This window comes from Pontibacter saemangeumensis, from assembly GCF_039541895.1.
Classification (GTDB): Bacteria; Bacteroidota; Bacteroidia; order Cytophagales; family Hymenobacteraceae; genus Pontibacter; species Pontibacter saemangeumensis.
Genome location: NZ_BAABHC010000016.1, coordinates 638,915 through 657,045 on the forward strand (window position 1 = coordinate 638,915; position 18,131 = coordinate 657,045).

Below are 18,131 nucleotides of genomic sequence, written 5' to 3' on the forward strand. Positions count from 1 at the left end.
TGCTAGTTAAGTACGGTTAGCACCCCTTTCTGCACCATGTTTATATCCTTGATCCGGATGATGTAAAAGTATGACCCTTTCAGGATACGGCCATCGGTTCCCCGGCCGTCCCACCCCTGTTCCGGGTTGGTGGTATGAAACAGGCGCACACCGGCCCTGTCGAAAACCTCTACCTCAATGGCATTGTAATACCGCAGTTCGGGTACCGTCCAGGTATCGTTCGTGCCGTCTCCGTCCGGGGAGAAAGCGTTTACCAGCTTGATCTTGCCCTGTGGCTGATAGGGCGCTTTGGTGAGGGTGAAGGTTTGCTCGATGTGGTTGTCATAGGGGTCCGTGCTCCTGACCCGGATAGTAAACCTGGCTATCCCGGACAAGCCTTTGTTTGAGTTGAGAGTCAATTCATTGTCATTGCTGAGCTCAAAAAGCTGGTTGTGGGTATCTCCCTCGCCGGCCACCAATGCATATATAAAATCGCTGTCGTCGGGGTCGGCGGTGGCGAAAGTGCCGATCATCTGGTGTGGCTCGATGTTTGGCTCGAAGGTGTCCTTGCTTAGCGTGAGTGCTGTAGGAGGCTGGTTCGGTGCCACCTCCACGGTAATAGAGGCCGTTTTGTCACTGAGGTTGGAAGTATTCTCTTTCAGCTCCAGCACCCCAACCAAGGCATATATGCCGGGCACGTCATCCCTGTATTTTCCCTTTTCCCACGTTACGCTTAGCTCCTCCTGCTCCCCGTTGGTATAAGTTACCTCCACCGCACCAGGCAGCGGCACGTCTCCGAAAGCGGTTTTAAAAGGCACTTTGATCTGCGAAAACGCCTGGACCGCTTCGATGTTCTTCGTCAGCTTCTCTACCTGGGCTGTTACCTCCGGGCCCTGGTTACCGACGGCATCGGTGAGGGTGAGCGACACGGTCAGCCGGCCGTCGCGCAAGCCAGTCAGGTCAAGACCAGCCACTGTGAAGTCGGCCGTCGCGACCTCTGCTGTGCCCGTGATCGTTTCGTCGCCATTGCTGCTCCGGATACTGTAGGTATAGGAGGCCCCTGTCTCAGCCCCCTCTATATGCAGGGCAACCTTATTTTGGTTAGTCACATCCACACGCTCAACCCCGAACTGCACGGTATAACCCGCTGGCGCGGTGGCATCGTAGGTAAGCTCGAGCACATTCGAGGCCGTGTTGCCGTTTGTCGCGGCATCGGCCATTTTGTTTGCCGGCACACGCACCGTCACCTTTCCGTCGGTGGTGGGCGTGATCAGGGCGGTATATTCCCCCTCCGAGATTTTCTGCAGGTTTTCTGCCCGGGCATTGCTGGCTGCGATGTCGGCGAGGTCGAAACCGGTAACTGCTTCGCTGATGCGGAAAGTGACTATGAAGGGGGCGTTTATGCGTAAGGCAGCTGTCGTGGCAGCGGTTACAACGGGTCGGTCAGCATCGTACAGCAGCCGCAATTCGTTAGATGCCTGGTTTCCATTCGCTGCCATATCCTGCGCCACGTTTGCAGCCAGGGCCACGGCGACTTCACCAGCGGTCACAGGTGTGATCAGGACAGTGTAGGTTTTGTCGTTTATCTTGCTGAGCTGTGAGGCGTTTGCATTTGTCAGCCTCAGGTCGCCTGCTGCCACACCCTCTACCGGTTCGCTAAATGCTAAAGTCACCGTGAAAGGGGCTTTGGTTGGATTAGGCGCCGTGGTGCTCAACAAAGCAGTCGGGCGCTGCGCGTCATATATTCTTTTGAGCGTTTCCGATGCCTCATTCCCGTTTGCGGCCCCATCCTGGGCGTTACCGGCGGCCACTTTTACGCTTGTCTCGCCATCCTCGCCCGGCCTTATCAGCGCCGTATAGGTTCTGTCATTGAGTGTGTTGAAATCCCCAGCCGAGCCATTTGTAACGGTTATATCCGAAACAGCAAACCCTGACACGGCCTCGCTGAAAGTGAACGTCACGGTGAAAGGGGCATTGACAGCAGCCGGCGCCTCAGATCCCAGCGTCAGGCGCGGGCGCGTGGCATCGTGCGTCGTCTCCAGTAAAACAGAGGCCCTATTCAGATTCCCTGCCAGGTCAGTGGCTTTACCGGCCGGCAGCAAGAGCTGCACCTTGCCATCTCCGGCTGGCGTTACCGTAGCCGTGTAAGAGGCTTTATCTGAAGCCGCCAGGTTGCTCAGCACGGCGTTCGTTATTTCGAAATCCGCCGCAGTTAAGCCATATACCTCTTCTGTAAATGATATCAAAATGTTGAAGGCCGCATTCGAAGGGGCTCCGGGGGCCTTTGCGATGCTGACTTCGGGTGCCGTTAGTTCAATGGTGACGGCAAAGCCAGCACTGGCCGCACTGGTGTTACCGGCTGCGTCGGTGGCCGTGGCCGTGAACGTATAGGAGCCCTGCGGCAGCGAAGTGTTTTCGTGGTTGTACTCCCAGCTGCCGGAGGCGTTGGCAGTCGCCCTGCCAATTTCGGCTCCCTCTTCAGCGACACGCACCACAGCGCCAGCCTCTGCTTTCCCTGCTATCCGGATGGTATGGTCTGCGGTCACCTGGTCGTTCGTTTCAGGGCCCCGGTCTTCTGTGATGCCTGTAAAAACAGGCGCTCCCGGCGCTTTCGTGTCGATCAGCCAGTTGTGCGTGGCCGGGGTGGCATCGGTGTTCCCGGCTGCGTCCGCGGCGCGGACGGCGAGGGTATGCGCCCCATCCGCCAGGTTGGAGAGCTCAAAGGGACTCGCCACCGCTTTGAAAGCGGCGCCATCCAGGCTCACCCAAAACGTGACCCCTGCCTCGTTGCTCCCAAAGCTGAATGCTGCTTCACTGCGATTAGAGACGGCAGAGGGACCGGAAGCAACAGTAGTTTCCGGAGCCCTGCTGTCAACGGCGAAGCGGCGGGCGCCACTGGTTTCACTGGTGTTGCCTACCGCATCGGTGGCGCTGGCGGTGAGTTGCTGTGCCCCTTCCGCGAGCGCTGTAGCCGGCACAAAGCGCCACTCTCCGTCTGCTCCTGCTGTTACCGTGCCCAACTGGCTGCCCCCTATATATAGAGTCACCCTGCTGCCGGCTTCTGCCGTTCCGGTGATAGCGGGTTTGTTGTTGCTCAGTACCGCACCTTCCGCAGGAGCCGAAACAACAGGTGCAGCAGGTGCTTTAGTGTCGATGGTCCAGGTATGGCTGGCGGGCGTTGGATCAGGCGTGCCCGCCTGGCTTTTGGCTCGTACCCTGAGCGTATGCTGCCCGTCCGAAAGGTTTTTTAACACCAGCGGGTCTGATACCGCTGCAAAAGCTGCCCCGTCCAGGCTGGCCTCAAAGGTAACTTGCTGCCGGTTGCTCGAAAAATCGAATGTCGCGTTTTTATCGTTAGTCAGCGCGGCTGGCGCTGCGTCAATCTTTGTGTCGGGCGTGGTGGCATCTACAACAAACGTGTTGGTGTTGCTGTTGGCGCTCACGTTACCAGCGGCGTCCGAGGCTTTTGCAGACACGGTGTGGGTGCCATCCGCCAGGGCCGTGGAAGGGGTCAGGGACCAGCTGCCGTTGGCCGCTGCTTTCACACTGCCGATAACCGCAGCGTCCACAGACACGGCTACGGTGCTGTTGGCTTCTGCCGTACCCGTAAAAGCTGGCTTGCTGGTGCCGAGGATAGCCCCGTTGGCAGGCGCCGTCACTACCGGGGCCGCAGGGGCTTTCGTGTCAATCAGCCAGCTATAGGTGGCAGGAGTCTGGTCTGTATTACCTGCCGCATCTACGGCACGGACCTTCAATGTGTGTTCTCCCTCTGCCAGACCGCTTACGGTGAAAGGGGTGGTTGCCTGGGCAAAAGCCGCGTTATCGAGGCTCACCTGGTAGTTAACACCGTTTTCGTCGCTTGAAAATTTGAAGGTGGCGCTATTCTTCGTTGATACGGCGGCAGGCTTGTCATCTATTTTCGTCTCGGGTGCCTGCGTGTCCGGGGTCATGACATCCTGCAGCGCATTGAACCAAACAGCCGCCATTTTATCATACCCTTTCCTGTTAGGGTGCAGGTTGTCGGCCATATCTCCTTCCGAAGGACCGGAGTTGTCAGCCGCGATTTTATATAGGATCCCTGCGTCCGACTGCATGTCTACAAAAACGATCTTATCCCCGGCCTGCACCCTTTTCACGGCCATGGCCCTGACGTTGTCATTATATGTTTTCGTAGCAGCATCCAAGCCGGCATTCTGCCCGGCCGTGAGAATGATCCGGGCCAGTATCACTGTCACCTCCTTCTTTGCCCTCGCCTCAAACTCGTCAATCTGGTTCAGGATGTTTTCTACATCTTTCACTCCACCGGGACTCGGGTCTATCCAATTGGTGCCGATATGGAGAAGGATGATATCCGGGTTATATTGATCCAGGTAGGGGCCGTCTTTACCTCCACGCATTTTTCCATCATAGTCTTTGTATTTTCCGTCCTTTAAAAGAGTGGCAATGTCTTCGTCCCGGGCACCGCCGAAGCCGGCATGGTTTGTGTCGTCAACAAGGTTGCCCCCTGTATTCTCACTTCCCACAAAGTCATATAGCCCTTCCATTCTAGAGCCATTCAAAAGCTCCTCTAGTTTATCACGGTATCCTGCCCTGTTCGCTATGGCAATCGCACTGCTCCCACCCTCTGTGTTAGAGTCTCCTAAAGGCATGATCTTATAAACCTTCGCCGGCTGCCGGGCGGGAGTGGCTGGCACCGGGCGGCTTGTGGAGGCTGATTTCACTACCTCATTGTCATTTGATCCGGCCGGAGGCTCGTTTTTGAAAATCAGCGTCTCGAAAAATGGCGGCTTAGTCTGAAATTTTGATGCCGGGGGAGCAAAGACAATAGTTTCAGAACTTCTGCTGAGCGGGGCCGCTACAATCTTACTGCCAGATACAAAGAGCAGTAAAACGATAAGTGCCTGACGCAGGTGTACATATAAGGGCATATGGTAATAAGGGTGGTTTGGCTTGTGTATTTGCAACCTATATAACGATACTGCTATACTTTAGTTATATTAATTTTAACTGCCATTCCGGGCAGCTTCCATCTCAGGCTCAGCTGCCTTTCCTGCCGTCGCCCCCCACCCCAGGAATCGCAACAGGTTATATATAGCATTCTTTATTTATTTAGAAAAATATATGGTGAATGACACAACTTTTTGTTACAACTTCTATATAATAGGGTTAAAATACACGCACCCGAACCTAAACCGTAAAAGCTTCTGCACCCGGCACGCTAGCGCCATGGGCTGAAGCTTCCCGGATGATTAAGCACCCTTAAATCTGGAGAATGTATGCTCTTCAACTCTATTGAATTTTTCATTTTCTTTCCGATAGTAGTTCTCCTATATTTTCTTACGCCTTTCAGAAGGCGCTGGCTGCTCCTGCTGTTGGCGAGCTACTACTTCTATATGGCGTGGAAGCCGGCCTACGCGATCATCCTGGTTATCTCGACACTGATCGATTATACCTGCAGCCGCTCCATGGGAAGGTATACCGACGAGGAAAAAGACAGGCGCAAGCCGTGGCTGTGGCTCAGCCTCGGATCCAACCTGGGCATCCTGCTGCTGTTTAAATACTACAACTTCTTTAACGACAGCGCCCGCGAGCTGGCCCTGGCCCTGCACGTGCCCTACGCCATGCCGGCCTTCGACCTGCTGCTGCCCATGGGCATCTCTTTCTACACCTTCCAGACGATGAGCTACAGCATCGACGTGTACAATGGGCGTATCAAACCCGAGCGGCATCTCGGCATTTTCGCCCTGTTCGTCACATTTTTCCCGCAGCTGGTAGCGGGCCCCATCGAGCGCGCCGGTAACCTGCTGGGGCAGCTAAAGGAGAAACACGACTTTAATTACACCCGCGTGGTGGCCGGCCTGCGGCGCATGGCCTGGGGATTTTTCAAGAAGATCATGATCGCCGATAACCTGGCGCTGATGGTGAACGAAGTCTACAACAACCCGGGCGACTTTGAAGGGTTCTCCTTTATCCTTGCCACCGTCTTCTTCGCCTTCCAGATTTACTGCGACTTCTCAGGCTACTCTGACATTGCCATTGGCGCGGCGCAGATCATGGGCTTTAACCTGATGGAGAACTTCCGGAGCCCCTACTTCGCCAAGACCATTCCGGAGTTCTGGAGCCGCTGGCATATATCGCTCTCCACCTGGTTCCGCGACTATTTATATATCCCCCTGGGCGGCAACCGGGTGGTGAAGTGGCGCTGGTACTACAACCTGTTCATCGTGTTTCTGGTGAGCGGTCTGTGGCACGGCGCCAGCTGGACCTTCGTGGTCTGGGGCGCGCTGCACGGCGTGTACCAGGTGTCGGGCATCCTTACCAGGGAGCACCGCAATGCCTTTGTGGAGAAAACAGGACTTGCCGATCACCCGCAGCTATATAAGTGGGTGCAGGTGCTTACCGTGTTCTTCCTGGTTTGCTTTGCCTGGATCTTTTTCAGGGCCAACACCATCGGGGACGCCTTTTATATAGTAGGCCAGTCATTTGCCACGCTAACTAACCCTTTACAGGTGTTTTCGCTGGATGTGGCACACGATGTGTACATGAATCAGGGCTTTAAAGTGTTTATGGTGTCGGTGCTGTCCGTCGCTGTGATGGAAACAGTGCACCTGATACAGCGCAACGGCAGCGTGACTGCACTGCTGACACAGCGCCCGGCCTGGGTGCGATGGGGCGTTTACTACGCCGCTATCATTGCCGTGCTGCTCTTCGGGCAGTTCGGAAGCCAGGAGTTTATATACTTTCAGTTTTAGCGTTTAAAGGGTTATGCAAAAAAAAGAAGGTGTAAAGAAACTGTTGCTGAAGCTGACCCTGCTTGTGCTGCCTTTCGCCGTGTGGCCCCTCGTCGAGGTGTTCGTGCTGCCCATGAACTTCTTCACGTTCAGGATATGGGAAACCATCTCCGTCAATTCCGTCCGGATCATGTCGGGGCCGTTTTACCCGAACATGCACCTGAGGATGGTGGAGGAAGGGGAGCTTGCCCCGCATACCCCCTTCGCGCAGAAAAGGCTGGTGGAGTGGCGCACAGACGAATATGGCTACAGGAACTCAGACACAAAACACGATGTGCTGCTGATCGGGGACTCCAACATCACCGGCGCAAAACTGTCGCAGGAGGAAACCCTGGCAGCCGTGCTGGAGAATAAACTGAACAAGGACGTATATTCCTTTGCGCCGGCCACCGTAAACCGGTTCCTGGCCACCGACCGCTTTATAGAAAACCCGCCTGAGCTGGTGATCGTGTCGAGTATCGAGCGCCGCATTCCCGGGCTTCCGGCAGTGGGGGCCAACGGCATCAGCTCCAGGGTGCGCAACTTCACCGGCAACCTGATCAACTCCTCGCCGGTGCTCACGTACCTGGCGGTTACCGCCGACCGCATCTCCAAGTTGGGGCTTTACCACTACACCCTTGCGAATATCGACCGGGCAACGGGCCGCAGGGAATATATTTCCTATGATAACGAGTTTTTTATAGAGGGTGAGGTAGCCAACCGAGATTACAGCGAAGAGGAGATCACTCAAATTGCGGATGTGCTGGAGGGATATAGGAAAGTGCTGGCAGAAAGGGGAATCCAATTCCTGTTTTTGCCGATTCCGAACAAAGAGAACATTTATTACCAACTGCTGCCTTCCCAGAAGAAGCCTACCTTTTTACCTAAGTTAATGGCCGAGCTTGATGAAAGAGGGGTAGCATATGTCAATACCCAACATCCTTTTGACAGCCTGTACCAGAACAACCAGGTGTCGCTTTACCCGGCGGATGACGCTCACTGGAATAACGTAGCGGTGAAAGTGGCGGCCCAGCTGGTCGCCAGGCATATCACCATGGCACACCAGGAGGATAAAACTTCCCCGAAAAACAATAAAAACTTTGTAAATTACCCCGGCAGCGAATGACCGGTTACGCACACAGCAATACTTTGTGCACTGATATGATGGATGGTGTTAGCAAAACCAAGTATGAAAATAAAGGCTTATTTCGATAAGGGTACCAAAAGGGCAAAGAAGATCTTAGGAAGAATCGTACCTTTCAATTCCCAGTACAAACCGGCTGCCGTCTGTCGCATCAACCTCACCGATACGTCTGCCAACAATGACCGGGAGTTTTTGCTGCACATGATCTACCGGGAGCATATAACCCGGTTGGACATATCAGACGAACTCTATGCCGCCTGCTCGGATTACTGGAAACCTAAGAAGCAGGTGCAGACCGATTATATTGTAGTGGAAGTACCCAACGGCCGCGTGTATACCGACAACGAAAGCAGCGTGGCGGTGGTATCGCAGTACAACCGCCTGATCGAGAATGTCTCGCTGAGCCTTAAGAACGGGAAAGTAACGGAGCCGGACCTGAACAATATCTTCGAGCAGCGCTATTTCACCGTCCCCTCCCGCTTCGAGGGCACGGTGTTCTCGATGCTGTCGGGCGGGGCCGGTGTCAACAACATCGGGCACTGGTTCCTGGACGTGCTTCCGCGGCTCCACCTCCTGAAAGAAAGCGGCCTGTATGACCAGGTCGACTGGTTTTATGTGCCCAGCCTCCGCTACAGCTACCAGACCGAGACCTTGGACCTGCTCGGCATCCCACCGGAAAAAATCATCTCAAGCGACGAGCACGCGCATATCGTCGCGGACCGCATCATCGCCTCTACCGCGCCGCGCGGCAATCACACACTGGTGCCAAAGTGGCTCTGCGACTTCAACCGGGACTCCTTTATGCCCTGTGCTGAAACGGAAAAAACACTGTCTGTCAAATCAAGCGGCCATCGCCTGTATATCAGCCGCTCCGACTCCGGCATCCGCAATGTTCTGAATGAGGAAGAGCTGCTGAAGGAACTGGCGCCTTACGGATTTGAAAATGTGGTGTCCAGCAAATTGAACATCAGAGAGAAAATCAACCTGTTCTCCCAGGCGGATATCATGATAGGGGCCACAGGGGCTGGCCTCATCAGCATGTTCTTTTGCAAGCCGGGCACCAAGGTGATTGAGATCTTTAACGAGGGCTTCGTGGTGGAGCCTTTCTATGATATCGCCACCAAGATCGGCCTCGATTATCATTACATTATCTGCAAAGGCAACCGCGCGGTGCGTAACGCGGGGCAGGGCCAGCGCGAGCACCTGTACGTAGAGACCAGCAGGGTGCTGGAACTACTGGAGGAATTGCAGGGGGAGGAAAAGATTCAGTTAAGGGAAACGGACAGGAAAGCGAAAGCAGTATAATACAGCTGACGACAGCAGTTAAAGGTCTGCCGGTGCAGCTACGGTTGCAGCAGCAGGCCTTTCTTTTTGCCCGGTGAGATCCCGGTATATCTGCAGCAGCATCCGGTAGTTGGCCTCCGGCGTATAATGCGCTTCATAATCGCTGCGGGCATTCTCCCCTAAACGCTGGGCATAGGCAATGTCCTGCTCCACTGTTTTTATCTGTTGCACCAGTTCCTCTGCATTCCCAGGCGTATAGTGCAGCCCATTCTGGCCGTGTTGCACAAGCTGCCCACCGCCGCCAATGTTGGAGGCAATCACCGGGGTTCCGGTTGAGAAAGCCTCTATGATGGACATTCCGAACATCTCGGGCCACTCGGACGTGAAAATGAGCGCCCGGCACGCCTTCAGCTCCTGCACCACCCTGTCCAGCTTTTGATAGCCCAGGTACTCCACCTGCGGGTGCTGTGCGGCATGTCGCTCTACTTCTTCCCGCATAGAGCCGTCTCCAATTATCTTTAATCTGAACGGGTGATTTTCACTCGCCTTCATTAGCGTCCCGACACCTTTTTCCGGCGATAGCCTGCCAACATACAGGAAGAAGTCTTCCCGTTCGGAGGTGCTCAGCCCCAGGTCGGCTGTGAAGTTCGGTTTCACCACGAGCTGTTCAGGCCGCAGCTTCAGCGAAGAATTCAAGAAGAGATCGGCGGCCCCGGCGGTTAAGGCGATATAGCGGTCTATTTTGTGCTGCCAGGTGCCCAGCAGCTTGTGCACGCCCGTCGCCAGCACCACCGAGGCCGTCTGGAACCGGGAGTTGCGGTAGGCTCCATCCCTGATGGCAGCCAGCGGGAAAACTTTGTGCACGTTCTCCAAGTGCAGCTGTCCGTTGTAGTGCAGGTAAGCACTGGGGCACACCAGCCGGTAATTGTGCAGCGTCATCACCACCGGCACCCTGTGCTTCCGGGCAATATAGAACACCGCCGGGGAGATCAGCGGGAAGAAATTATGCACATGGATCACCTCCGGCCGGAACGCCCTGATTTTCTTTTCCAGCAGGCCCGCGCTGTTCCGGTTATATATAACCCCCACCGCCGAACGCAGCTTTTCAGTAACGGAATTGACATTCTTGTTGGATAACGTCAGCGTATCTACCTGGTGGCCGTGTTGCTGTAGCAGCGCTGCCTCGGCGTAAAAAACGGTATCCTCCCCGGCTGAGATTTTATAATGGTTGTGAACTTGTAAGATGCGCATGGAATGGGTACTTAAATAAGAGATTTCATGGCCTGCCGCAGGTCCCCGGGAGTGCCGACATCCAGGCAACTGCCGTTGTCAAAGCGTACGCTCTGCACAGTTAGCCCACTATATATAGCGGCCTGCACCACCTCGCCCAAGCTGAGCTCAAACGGCTGGTCGCTACCGCCCCATCGCTCCAGTGCCTGCTGCAGCTCCGCGTGCATGAACTCCGTAAAGGCCGGGGACCAGCAGGCCAGCGCCCAGCCATATAGTAGTTGCGACTCCTTCGGTTTCTGAAGGATGGTTTTCACCTCTCCGTTTCCGGCCAGGGCAACCATATCCCATTTCTGCGGAGACGTCACCGGAAAACAGCCCAGCACCACGTCAGCCTTCGTTTCCGAGAGCCGATCGAGCAGTCGGGAGAAAGCGTCTTCCGGGCTAAAAAGTATATCCGGAAACCCGAACACCACCCGCTTGTTCTGTACAAATTCAAAAGCCGCGTCCAGGGTGAAGGGGGTACCGTAGGGGTGTTGCATGAGGAGGTAGGCCAGTTGCAGCTGCAGCTGGCTGCCGTCGCCAAAGTAGGCGGGAATATCCCACTTTCCCTTGCGAAGGATCATATATACTTTCCGAACCCCGGCCCGCTGCATGTGCTCCAGCAGGTACTGCGACACCACCTTGGGGTGCGGCTCGCCCTGCGCCGGGTGCAGCCCGAAGCCAACCGGGAAGAGCTCTTTGCTGCACGGGATGGGATCCAGCCTGCTCCCCAAGCCTGCGGCGGGTATGAGTCCTACAGTTTCCATTGCTGTTCTGGTATAAGTTGCCGTGGTACCGGATGCTTTTTTCAATGGGTGTTTATATATAAATAAGCTGCCGCCCGAGCCATATGCCCTCAGAGCACATGCAGAAGCGACAGCTTATATATAACCGCAGATCTCGCAGAACCTGTACGGAGTGATCAGGACAAGGAAACTTCCTTCTTCGCCTGGTGCTGCAGCACCTGCTCGCGCGCTGCAGCGTCGGTTGCGCCAAAGTACTGCGCCTGCTCCGCACGAAGCTTGTCCACGGTTCTTCCCTCCGGCAGAATCACGTCGTCGTATGTCAGCACCTGGTCTTTCGGGATATCACGCTTCAGCACGCAGCCCTCTGCCACCCCGATCGGCAACAAATTTTGCTCTGCCGTAGTTGATGCGTTTTCGCAAAGGCCGTAGGTCATATAGTGCCCGATCCCGTCGATTACCTGCCCCGCTTTCAGGTCGGTTTTGGCGGTGGCCACCACTTCTACATAGGGTTTGCCGATAGGCGTGAGCGCAGCGTCGTTGAACAAAACGGCGCGCGCCACGGTATTCGGCACCTCGAAATGGCAGAGGTGGTACGGCGTGTAGAACAGGTAAAGCGGCCCCTCTCCCAGTTTATACAGGTTCAGGTAATGCTGCTGAATCGGGTTGTCGTGCGTGCCCAGCACAAACACGCCGGGCCCCGGCTCCGCGCCCACCACATAGTCCACTATGCCCGGGCCTTCGATCAGGTCCTCCAGCGGATACAGACTCTGTACCACGTCCTTCAGCGGTGTACCTGACGCCACGGTTGGGCCGTGCATGCCGCGCTTCGCTACCTGCATGCCGGTGCCGTTGGCCACAATGGCCTGCTCAAACGAAATCTTGCTACCGTCCGCGAACGAAGTCACCATGGCAGGGTTCTGTCCCCACTTCTTGGCGAAGCCTTCCTGCGTGGTCGGGTTGCGGTACGGGTCGTGCAGGCCCTTGATGTTGCCGCACAGTACTGGTTTTACGCCCAAGCCTTTCACAAAGCGGAACAGGTTCATCTCCACGCCCGGCTGGTCGCCGTCGGCGTTGGTGAACACCACACCGGCCTTGTCGGCATATACCTTCAGGATTGGCCCCACGGTGCCGTCCACTTCCGCGTTCATCATAATGATGTGCTTGCCGTGCTGGATGGCGCGCAGCGCCACGTTCGTGCCGAACTCCACGGCGCCCGTCACTTCAATGATGGCGTCAATGCCTTCCGCTTCGCACAGCAGAATCGCGTCGCCGGTGATGCTGTACTTGCCGTTGCGGATGTTTTCCTCCAGCTGGGCCACATTGTTTACTTCCTGCACCTCCAGGACATCAGCCTGCGTGTACGCCTGCTTTGCCTTGGCTGTGTCTCTGTTGGCGATGGCCACCAGTTCCATGCCTTGGGTGTATTTGCAGATCTGGAGCGCAATGCCGCGCCCCATAAAGCCTGCCCCAACCATGGCCACGCGAACCGGTTTGTTCTCCGCCTGGCGTTTGGCGAGTGCGGTATCAACTAATATCATTGTATATATAGATTTAGAGTGATGCGGAAAGCTACCGGTGCTATACCAGCTGCTTTCCTTTTGATGTTGCATTGGTCTCCTCAAAATCAGGGTGCGCCTGGTCTTTCTCGGAGATAATCAGCGGCTCGATCGGCCACTCAATATTAAAGGCCGGGTCGTTCCAGCGAATGCCGCGCTCGGAGCCGGGCGTGTAATACTGCGTCACGTTATAGGTTACGTCAGAATTGTCTTCCAGCGTAATGAAGCCGTGGGCAAAGCCCTCCGGCACGAACAGCATGCGGTAATTGTCAGCTGTCAGCTCCACGCCGATCCACTGCTTGTACGTTCCCGAGTCTTCGGGCATGTCGATAATCACATCGTAGATGGCTCCGCGGGTGCAGCGCACCAGCTTCGTTTCCTCGTATGGCGACACCTGCATGTGCATGCCGCGCAGTGTGCCCTTCTTTTTGTTGTAGGAGACGTTGGCCTGCACCATGTTGGTATTCAGCCCATACTCATCCATCTCGCGCTTGCAGTAGGAGCGGCCAAAAAAGCCACGCTCATCCTCCAGCCGCTTCACATCTATGATATAGGCCCCTTTTAACTTGGTTTCTGTAAAGATCATGGTATATACTTATGCGGTTTCTAATGCGGCTTTCGATGTTTCTGCCTTTTTGCTCTCCCACTGCAGCTGCTCGTTGATCCTGCCGGATTCCTGCAGGCTGGTTAATACTTTCAGGCGCATCAGCAGCGAGTTTCGGAAGTCTCCGTCTTTGAACTCCATCGCCACCAACCCCTCGCGCAGCTCGGCAATCGCCTGCTTCAGTGAAACCTGCGGCAGGTGGTTGGGCGCCAGTTCTTTGAAAAGGTCGAAGTTGACGCGGTACGAGCGCTTGTCCGGGGCGGCGTCTTTGTTCACCGTTACCTCTGTGCCGGAGATCACCTCGCCCACGGCCTTGGCCAGCTCGTGCACCTGGTAGTTCCACTCGTTGGAGCCGGTGTTCACCGCCAGGAACTCGCCGCCATTGGAAGCCTCCCTCGTCACGGCCCACTCAATGGCGCGGGCCATATCCTTCACGTGGATCAGCGGGCGCCACGGGCTGCCGTCGCTCAGAATGTTGATTTTGCCTGTTGCCACCGCACCGGCCACAAAGTCATTCAGCACCAGGTCCAGGCGCAGGCGGTCGCTCATGCCGCAGGCTGTGGCAAAGCGCAGGCAGGTTACGGTAAAGCCGTCTCCGGCCAGGGGCTGCAGGTCCTTCTCTGTCGCCACCTTGGAGCGGGCGTAGGCTGTCAGCGGGTTCAGCTCAGAATCCTCTGTCTTGGCCTGTTCGGAGGCGGCGCCGTACATGCTGCAGCTGGAGGCGAACACGTAGTTCTTCACGCCAGCGGCCTTCGCCAGCTCGGCTACGCGCACGCTCGATCTGTAATTCACATCCATGGTGATGTTCTCGAACTTGTTGCCCATCGGATCGTTCGAGATGGCGGCCAGGTGCACCACGGCATCCACGCCCTCAAAAACATCTGCAGGTATCGTGCGCACGTCGCCGTACAATTGCACATCCAGCTGGCTCTCGGGCAGCACGGGGGCATTGGTGAGGCAGGACGCAAAGTAGGCCATGTCATATCCTACTAAAGTAGCTTCGGGGTAAGCGGCACGCAGGCGCTCTACCACGCCCGGACCCACATAGCCCATATTTCCGGTTATCAGAATTTTCATGATTTAGATCGATCTATTATATATAAGAAGAAGGGAGTTGGTGATGGTATAGATGGCAGCTTAGCTTACCGCCTCCGAAAGTTGCTTTTGCCACACTTTCCAGGGGGCTTTGCCGTTCTGCCACAGGTCTTCCAGCACGTGCTTGTCGCGCAGGGTATCCATGGGCTGCCAGAAGCCGCGGTGGCGGTAGGCGGAGAGTTCACCTTCTTCGGCCAGGCGCTCCAGCGGCTCGCGCTCCCAGGTGGTGGTATCGTCCTCTATATAGTCGAACACGCCGGGTTCCAGCACAAAGAAACCACCGTTGATCCAGGGCATATCGCCGCCTACGGGTTTCTCCTTGAACTGTGGCACGCGGGTTGCCTCCGATGTCAGGGTAAAGGCGCCGAAACGGCCCGGCTGCTGCACAGCGGTCAGCGTGGCCATCGTGCCCTGCTCCTTGTGGTAACGCACGGCCTCCGAGATGTTCACGTCGCTCACGCCGTCGCCATAAGTCAGGCAGAAGGTCTCGTCGCCCACGTACTCCTGCACCCGCTTCAGGCGTCCGCCTGTCATGGTGCCTTCCCCGGTGTCCACCAGCGTCACCCGCCACGACTCCGTGTTGTTCTTGTGCACTTCCATGCTGTTGTTGCGCATGTCGAAGGTCACGTCGGAGTTGTACATGCTGTAATTGGCAAAATACTCTTTGATCATATGGCCTTTGTAGCCGCAGCAAATCACGAAGTCGTTAATGCCATGCGCAGAGTAAATCTTCATGATATGCCACAGGATCGGCTTTCCGCCAATCTCCACCATCGGTTTGGGACGCACGCCGCTTTCTTCGCTTATTCTTGTTCCGAAGCCGCCTGCCAATATTACTGCTTTCATTTATATAAGGGTTTTAGGGTTATACATGTCGCTGCGCCGGCTTGGTTGAAGTTACACCATCTACCTTGACCGGGCTCCCAATGTATACGAAGATTTATATATTTAGATTTTGGTTTAATTTACTTTTAACAGAAAATTATATCTTGCTCGATGAAAGGGTATTTCCTGCTGCATCCATGCTTTTAAAAAGCAAAACACCGGGCCATTTGCCGCTGCATGCAGCGGCAAATGGCCCGGTGTTTTGCTTATATAACTAATTTTTTAATGCTGCTATTCTGTCTAAACAGCCGGAATCGAATCGGCTGTGGTGCTTCTGTCAATTTCTCCGTCCCTCTTAACCACTCCCTGCGCAGAAAACCATTTTAACTTTCTCTGATCAGGTGTACCTACTGGTCTGCTGTTGCAGCAGCTGTTTGAGCGTCAGGAAGATGAACATGCTGTTCGTGAGCAGATACCGCTTCCAAAGGCGGCGGGGCTCCTGCCACAACCTATACGTCCATTCAAGCGACAGGTTACGGGCCCACTGTGGCAGGCGCTTCTCCAGTCCGGCGTAGGTCATATAGGCCTGCCCCACGCCAAGCATGCAGGCGCTTACCTTCCCTTTATGTGCTGCCATCCAGCGTTCCTGCTTCGGGCAACCAAGCGCCACAAACACAAGGTCAGGGTTCGACTGGTTGATCATGTCGGTGATGGCGGCGTCCTCTGCCTCTGTCAGCTTCCGGAAAGGCGGGGAATAGTGACCGGCTATTTTCAGTTCCGGCAGTTCCAGCCGTGCCTTCGTGACCACCGCCTCCAGCACCTCCTCCGTCGACCCATAGAAGTAGACTGATTTTCCGCGCACGGCGGCTTCCTGCAGCAGGCGCGGCAACAAGTCCATCCCGGCTACCCGCTCCTGCTGCTTCCCGTAAAAAAGCTTCGCAAGCTTTGACACCGGATTCCCGTCCGGAGTGGCCACATCGGCATTGTTAAGCACCTCGTTGAACTCGCTGTCGTGGTAGGCCTCCATCAGCATGTGCACATTGGCGAAACAAACATAAGACGAATCCCTGTGCTCGGTCAGCCAAAAGATATGCTTCACAAAATCATTAAAAGTGCCTGCCGAGATAAGGGAAGTGAGCAGCTTCCGTTTCTCCCGCAAGGGAGGAGCGGAAGCTGCAATGGGTTCGGCTATATTAGAATGCATTTTTTTCTCCTTTTACCATGTTCCAGACAGTCAGGAAGATAATCTTCATATCCATCATGAAACTCCAGTTCTCCATGTAGCGCACATCGTACTCAATGCGCTTTTCCATCAGGCGCAATTCCTTGGTTTCGCCGCGGTAGCCGCTCACCTGGGCATAGCCCGTGATACCCGGGGTCACGAAGTGGCGCATTTTGTATTTTGAGATCAGCTTGGAATAGTGATCCAGCTGAGAAACCAGGTTCGGACGCGGGCCTACCACGGACATGTCACCGAACAGCACGTTGAAGAACTGCGGCAACTCGTCGAGGCTCGTTTTGCGGAGGAATGCCCCGATGCGGGTAATGCGCGGGTCGTTCTTGGTGGCCTGCAGCTCTGTCTGCATGTTTACCCGCATCGTACGGAACTTGTAGCAAACGAAAAGCCTGTTCTTTTTACCCGGACGCAGCTGCTTAAAAAACACTGGCCCTTTGGACTCCAGTTTGATGAGCAAAGCGATGATCGGAAGCACGACCGGGAAGATCAGCAGGATAACGGCCAGGGAGAATGCCACATCAAACAGGCGCTTCATCACACGGTTAGAGGCGATCTCCAGCGGCTCGCGGCGCACACTGATCATGGGGATGTTATGGTAGAAGTACATATTCACGTCCCGCTGCACAATGGCGCTGAAATCTGGCACGATGCGGAAGTACACAAAGTTATCGTCGGCAAATTCTGTGAGTTCGTCTATCTGCGCCCGGTTGTTCAGGGGCAGCGTGTAGTAGATCTCATCGATGCTGTGCTGCAGGCAGTATTCCTTCAGGTCGTCAACGCCGCCCTTCAGTTTGCTGTTGTAGGGGCTGAGTTTGTCGGCGTTATCGTCGAAGAAGCCCATGAACTTAGTCCCCAGATCGTCATTGGCGTTCAGCGTTTGCTGCAGTGCCAGCGCGGCGGGGCCTGTGCCCACAATCACGTAGCGAGTGTGGGCCACATCCGACTTGGTGACATAGCGGTATACCAGCATCAGCACCAACCTGCTCATCCCAATCAGTAAAGCCGTGGAAAGGTAGGTGTAAAGCAGCAGCAGGCGGGAAAGCTCATCCAGCTTGAACATCACGATGCAGCAGGCCAGGATAAAGGCATGCATGATAAAGGCGTTGATCAGGTTGGAAAGCCTTCGGTCGATGGGAAAGAACCCGTCGATCCGGAACATGAAGTTAGAGAACCCGGACACGATCCACCATACCAGCGCGAAAAGCAAGAAGAATATATTATACTCCTGCTGCAGATCGGTGGTGCCGTAACGGATTATGTTCGAAAAGTGGAAGGCAGTAGCAATAAGGGTAACATCAAGAACTAACAGGAGCACCCTGTTAAAGCTGTAGTAGTGTCGGAACCTATTCATATTGTAAGTGTAAATATTCTATCATATAAAGTCACTGTTTACTATGCCACCCATCCGGGTATCTCATAACCATTTGAAAATCAACCTTCACAAGTAGTTTAACAGCTGTAAAACTATTGAGGCGGTCTGGTCATCAGCACATTCAGTACAATTCTAATTTCTCTGAAATTTGGATGAGCAAACAAGTCAAATTACAGGAGCGCCGGGCTTAGCAAATGACTCGGTCCAAAATACGTTGATGCCATAGCTAAGGTTTGTGATTTTCTCTACA

The 18,131-nt window shown here is 55.1% G+C and carries 12 protein-coding genes; 3 read left to right on the forward strand and 9 right to left on the reverse strand.

The window, feature by feature from the left end; translation table 11 throughout:
* Positions 1 to 2 precede the first annotated feature (2 nt).
* Positions 3 to 4,907: an Ig-like domain-containing protein gene (locus ABD920_RS16655; protein ID WP_345160620.1), complete on the reverse strand. Its 4,905-nt coding sequence runs from the start codon at positions 4,905 to 4,907 to the stop codon at positions 3 to 5.
* Positions 4,908 to 5,255: 348 nt separating this feature from the next.
* Between ABD920_RS16655 and ABD920_RS16660 the strand changes: the two genes are divergently transcribed.
* From ABD920_RS16660 to ABD920_RS16670, 3 genes are all read left to right on the forward strand, one after another.
* On the forward strand, positions 5,256 to 6,731 hold the full coding sequence (locus tag ABD920_RS16660; RefSeq protein ID WP_345160621.1) for an MBOAT family O-acyltransferase: 1,476 nt from the start codon (positions 5,256 to 5,258) through the stop codon (positions 6,729 to 6,731).
* Positions 6,732 to 6,744: 13 nt separating this feature from the next.
* Positions 6,745 to 7,875 (forward strand): alginate O-acetyltransferase AlgX-related protein, encoded by a 1,131-nt coding sequence (locus ABD920_RS16665; protein WP_345160622.1) that lies wholly within the window; start codon positions 6,745 to 6,747, stop codon positions 7,873 to 7,875.
* A 63-nt stretch (positions 7,876 to 7,938) separates the two neighbouring features.
* The gene (locus ABD920_RS16670) at positions 7,939 to 9,198 is read left to right on the forward strand and encodes a glycosyltransferase family 61 protein (protein WP_345160623.1); all 1,260 of its coding nucleotides are present in this window, start codon (positions 7,939 to 7,941) and stop codon (positions 9,196 to 9,198) included.
* 18 nt (positions 9,199 to 9,216) lie between these two features.
* Here ABD920_RS16670 and ABD920_RS16675 read toward each other — a convergent pair whose 3' ends face one another.
* From ABD920_RS16675 to ABD920_RS16710, 8 genes are all read right to left on the reverse strand, one after another.
* Positions 9,217 to 10,428 (reverse strand): glycosyltransferase family 4 protein, encoded by a 1,212-nt coding sequence (locus ABD920_RS16675; protein WP_345160624.1) that lies wholly within the window; start codon positions 10,426 to 10,428, stop codon positions 9,217 to 9,219.
* Positions 10,429 to 10,439: 11 nt separating this feature from the next.
* Positions 10,440 to 11,213: a nucleotidyltransferase family protein gene (locus tag ABD920_RS16680; protein WP_345160625.1), complete on the reverse strand. Its 774-nt coding sequence runs from the start codon at positions 11,211 to 11,213 to the stop codon at positions 10,440 to 10,442.
* A gap of 155 nt (positions 11,214 to 11,368) precedes the next feature.
* Positions 11,369 to 12,730, reverse strand: coding sequence for an NAD(P)H-dependent oxidoreductase (locus ABD920_RS16685; RefSeq protein ID WP_345160626.1), 1,362 nt, complete (start codon positions 12,728 to 12,730; stop codon positions 11,369 to 11,371).
* A gap of 40 nt (positions 12,731 to 12,770) precedes the next feature.
* Positions 12,771 to 13,334 (reverse strand): dTDP-4-dehydrorhamnose 3,5-epimerase, encoded by a 564-nt coding sequence (gene rfbC, locus ABD920_RS16690; protein WP_345160627.1) that lies wholly within the window; start codon positions 13,332 to 13,334, stop codon positions 12,771 to 12,773.
* A gap of 9 nt (positions 13,335 to 13,343) precedes the next feature.
* Positions 13,344 to 14,429: an NAD-dependent epimerase/dehydratase family protein gene (locus ABD920_RS16695; RefSeq protein ID WP_345160628.1), complete on the reverse strand. Its 1,086-nt coding sequence runs from the start codon at positions 14,427 to 14,429 to the stop codon at positions 13,344 to 13,346.
* A 60-nt stretch (positions 14,430 to 14,489) separates the two neighbouring features.
* Complete coding sequence (rfbF, locus tag ABD920_RS16700; protein WP_345160629.1) at positions 14,490 to 15,293, reverse strand: glucose-1-phosphate cytidylyltransferase; 804 nt, start codon at positions 15,291 to 15,293, stop codon at positions 14,490 to 14,492.
* Between the two features lie 376 nt (positions 15,294 to 15,669).
* The gene (locus ABD920_RS16705) at positions 15,670 to 16,476 is read right to left on the reverse strand and encodes a WecB/TagA/CpsF family glycosyltransferase (RefSeq protein ID WP_345160630.1); all 807 of its coding nucleotides are present in this window, start codon (positions 16,474 to 16,476) and stop codon (positions 15,670 to 15,672) included.
* Positions 16,466 to 17,860, reverse strand: a complete 1,395-nt coding sequence (locus tag ABD920_RS16710; protein WP_345160631.1) for an undecaprenyl-phosphate glucose phosphotransferase — start codon at positions 17,858 to 17,860, stop codon at positions 16,466 to 16,468. The genes ABD920_RS16705 and ABD920_RS16710 overlap by 11 nt, the downstream gene beginning before the upstream one ends.
* Between the last annotated feature and the right edge of the window lie 271 nt (positions 17,861 to 18,131).

Coding starts and splice junctions, on each gene's coding strand:
- ABD920_RS16655 (WP_345160620.1), bottom strand. CDS start 4,907: ATGCCCTTATATGTACACCTGCGTCAGGCACTTATCGTTTTACTGCTC.
- ABD920_RS16695 (WP_345160628.1), bottom strand. CDS start 14,429: ATGAAAATTCTGATAACCGGAAATATGGGCTATGTGGGTCCGGGCGTG.
- ABD920_RS16705 (WP_345160630.1), bottom strand. CDS start 16,476: ATGCATTCTAATATAGCCGAACCCATTGCAGCTTCCGCTCCTCCCTTG.
- ABD920_RS16675 (WP_345160624.1), bottom strand. CDS start 10,428: ATGCGCATCTTACAAGTTCACAACCATTATAAAATCTCAGCCGGGGAG.
- ABD920_RS16660 (WP_345160621.1), top strand. CDS start 5,256: ATGCTCTTCAACTCTATTGAATTTTTCATTTTCTTTCCGATAGTAGTT.
- ABD920_RS16680 (WP_345160625.1), bottom strand. CDS start 11,213: ATGGAAACTGTAGGACTCATACCCGCCGCAGGCTTGGGGAGCAGGCTG.
- rfbC (WP_345160627.1), bottom strand. CDS start 13,334: ATGATCTTTACAGAAACCAAGTTAAAAGGGGCCTATATCATAGATGTG.
- ABD920_RS16665 (WP_345160622.1), top strand. CDS start 6,745: ATGCAAAAAAAAGAAGGTGTAAAGAAACTGTTGCTGAAGCTGACCCTG.
- ABD920_RS16670 (WP_345160623.1), top strand. CDS start 7,939: ATGAAAATAAAGGCTTATTTCGATAAGGGTACCAAAAGGGCAAAGAAG.
- ABD920_RS16710 (WP_345160631.1), bottom strand. CDS start 17,860: ATGAATAGGTTCCGACACTACTACAGCTTTAACAGGGTGCTCCTGTTA.
- ABD920_RS16685 (WP_345160626.1), bottom strand. CDS start 12,730: ATGATATTAGTTGATACCGCACTCGCCAAACGCCAGGCGGAGAACAAA.
- rfbF (WP_345160629.1), bottom strand. CDS start 15,293: ATGAAAGCAGTAATATTGGCAGGCGGCTTCGGAACAAGAATAAGCGAA.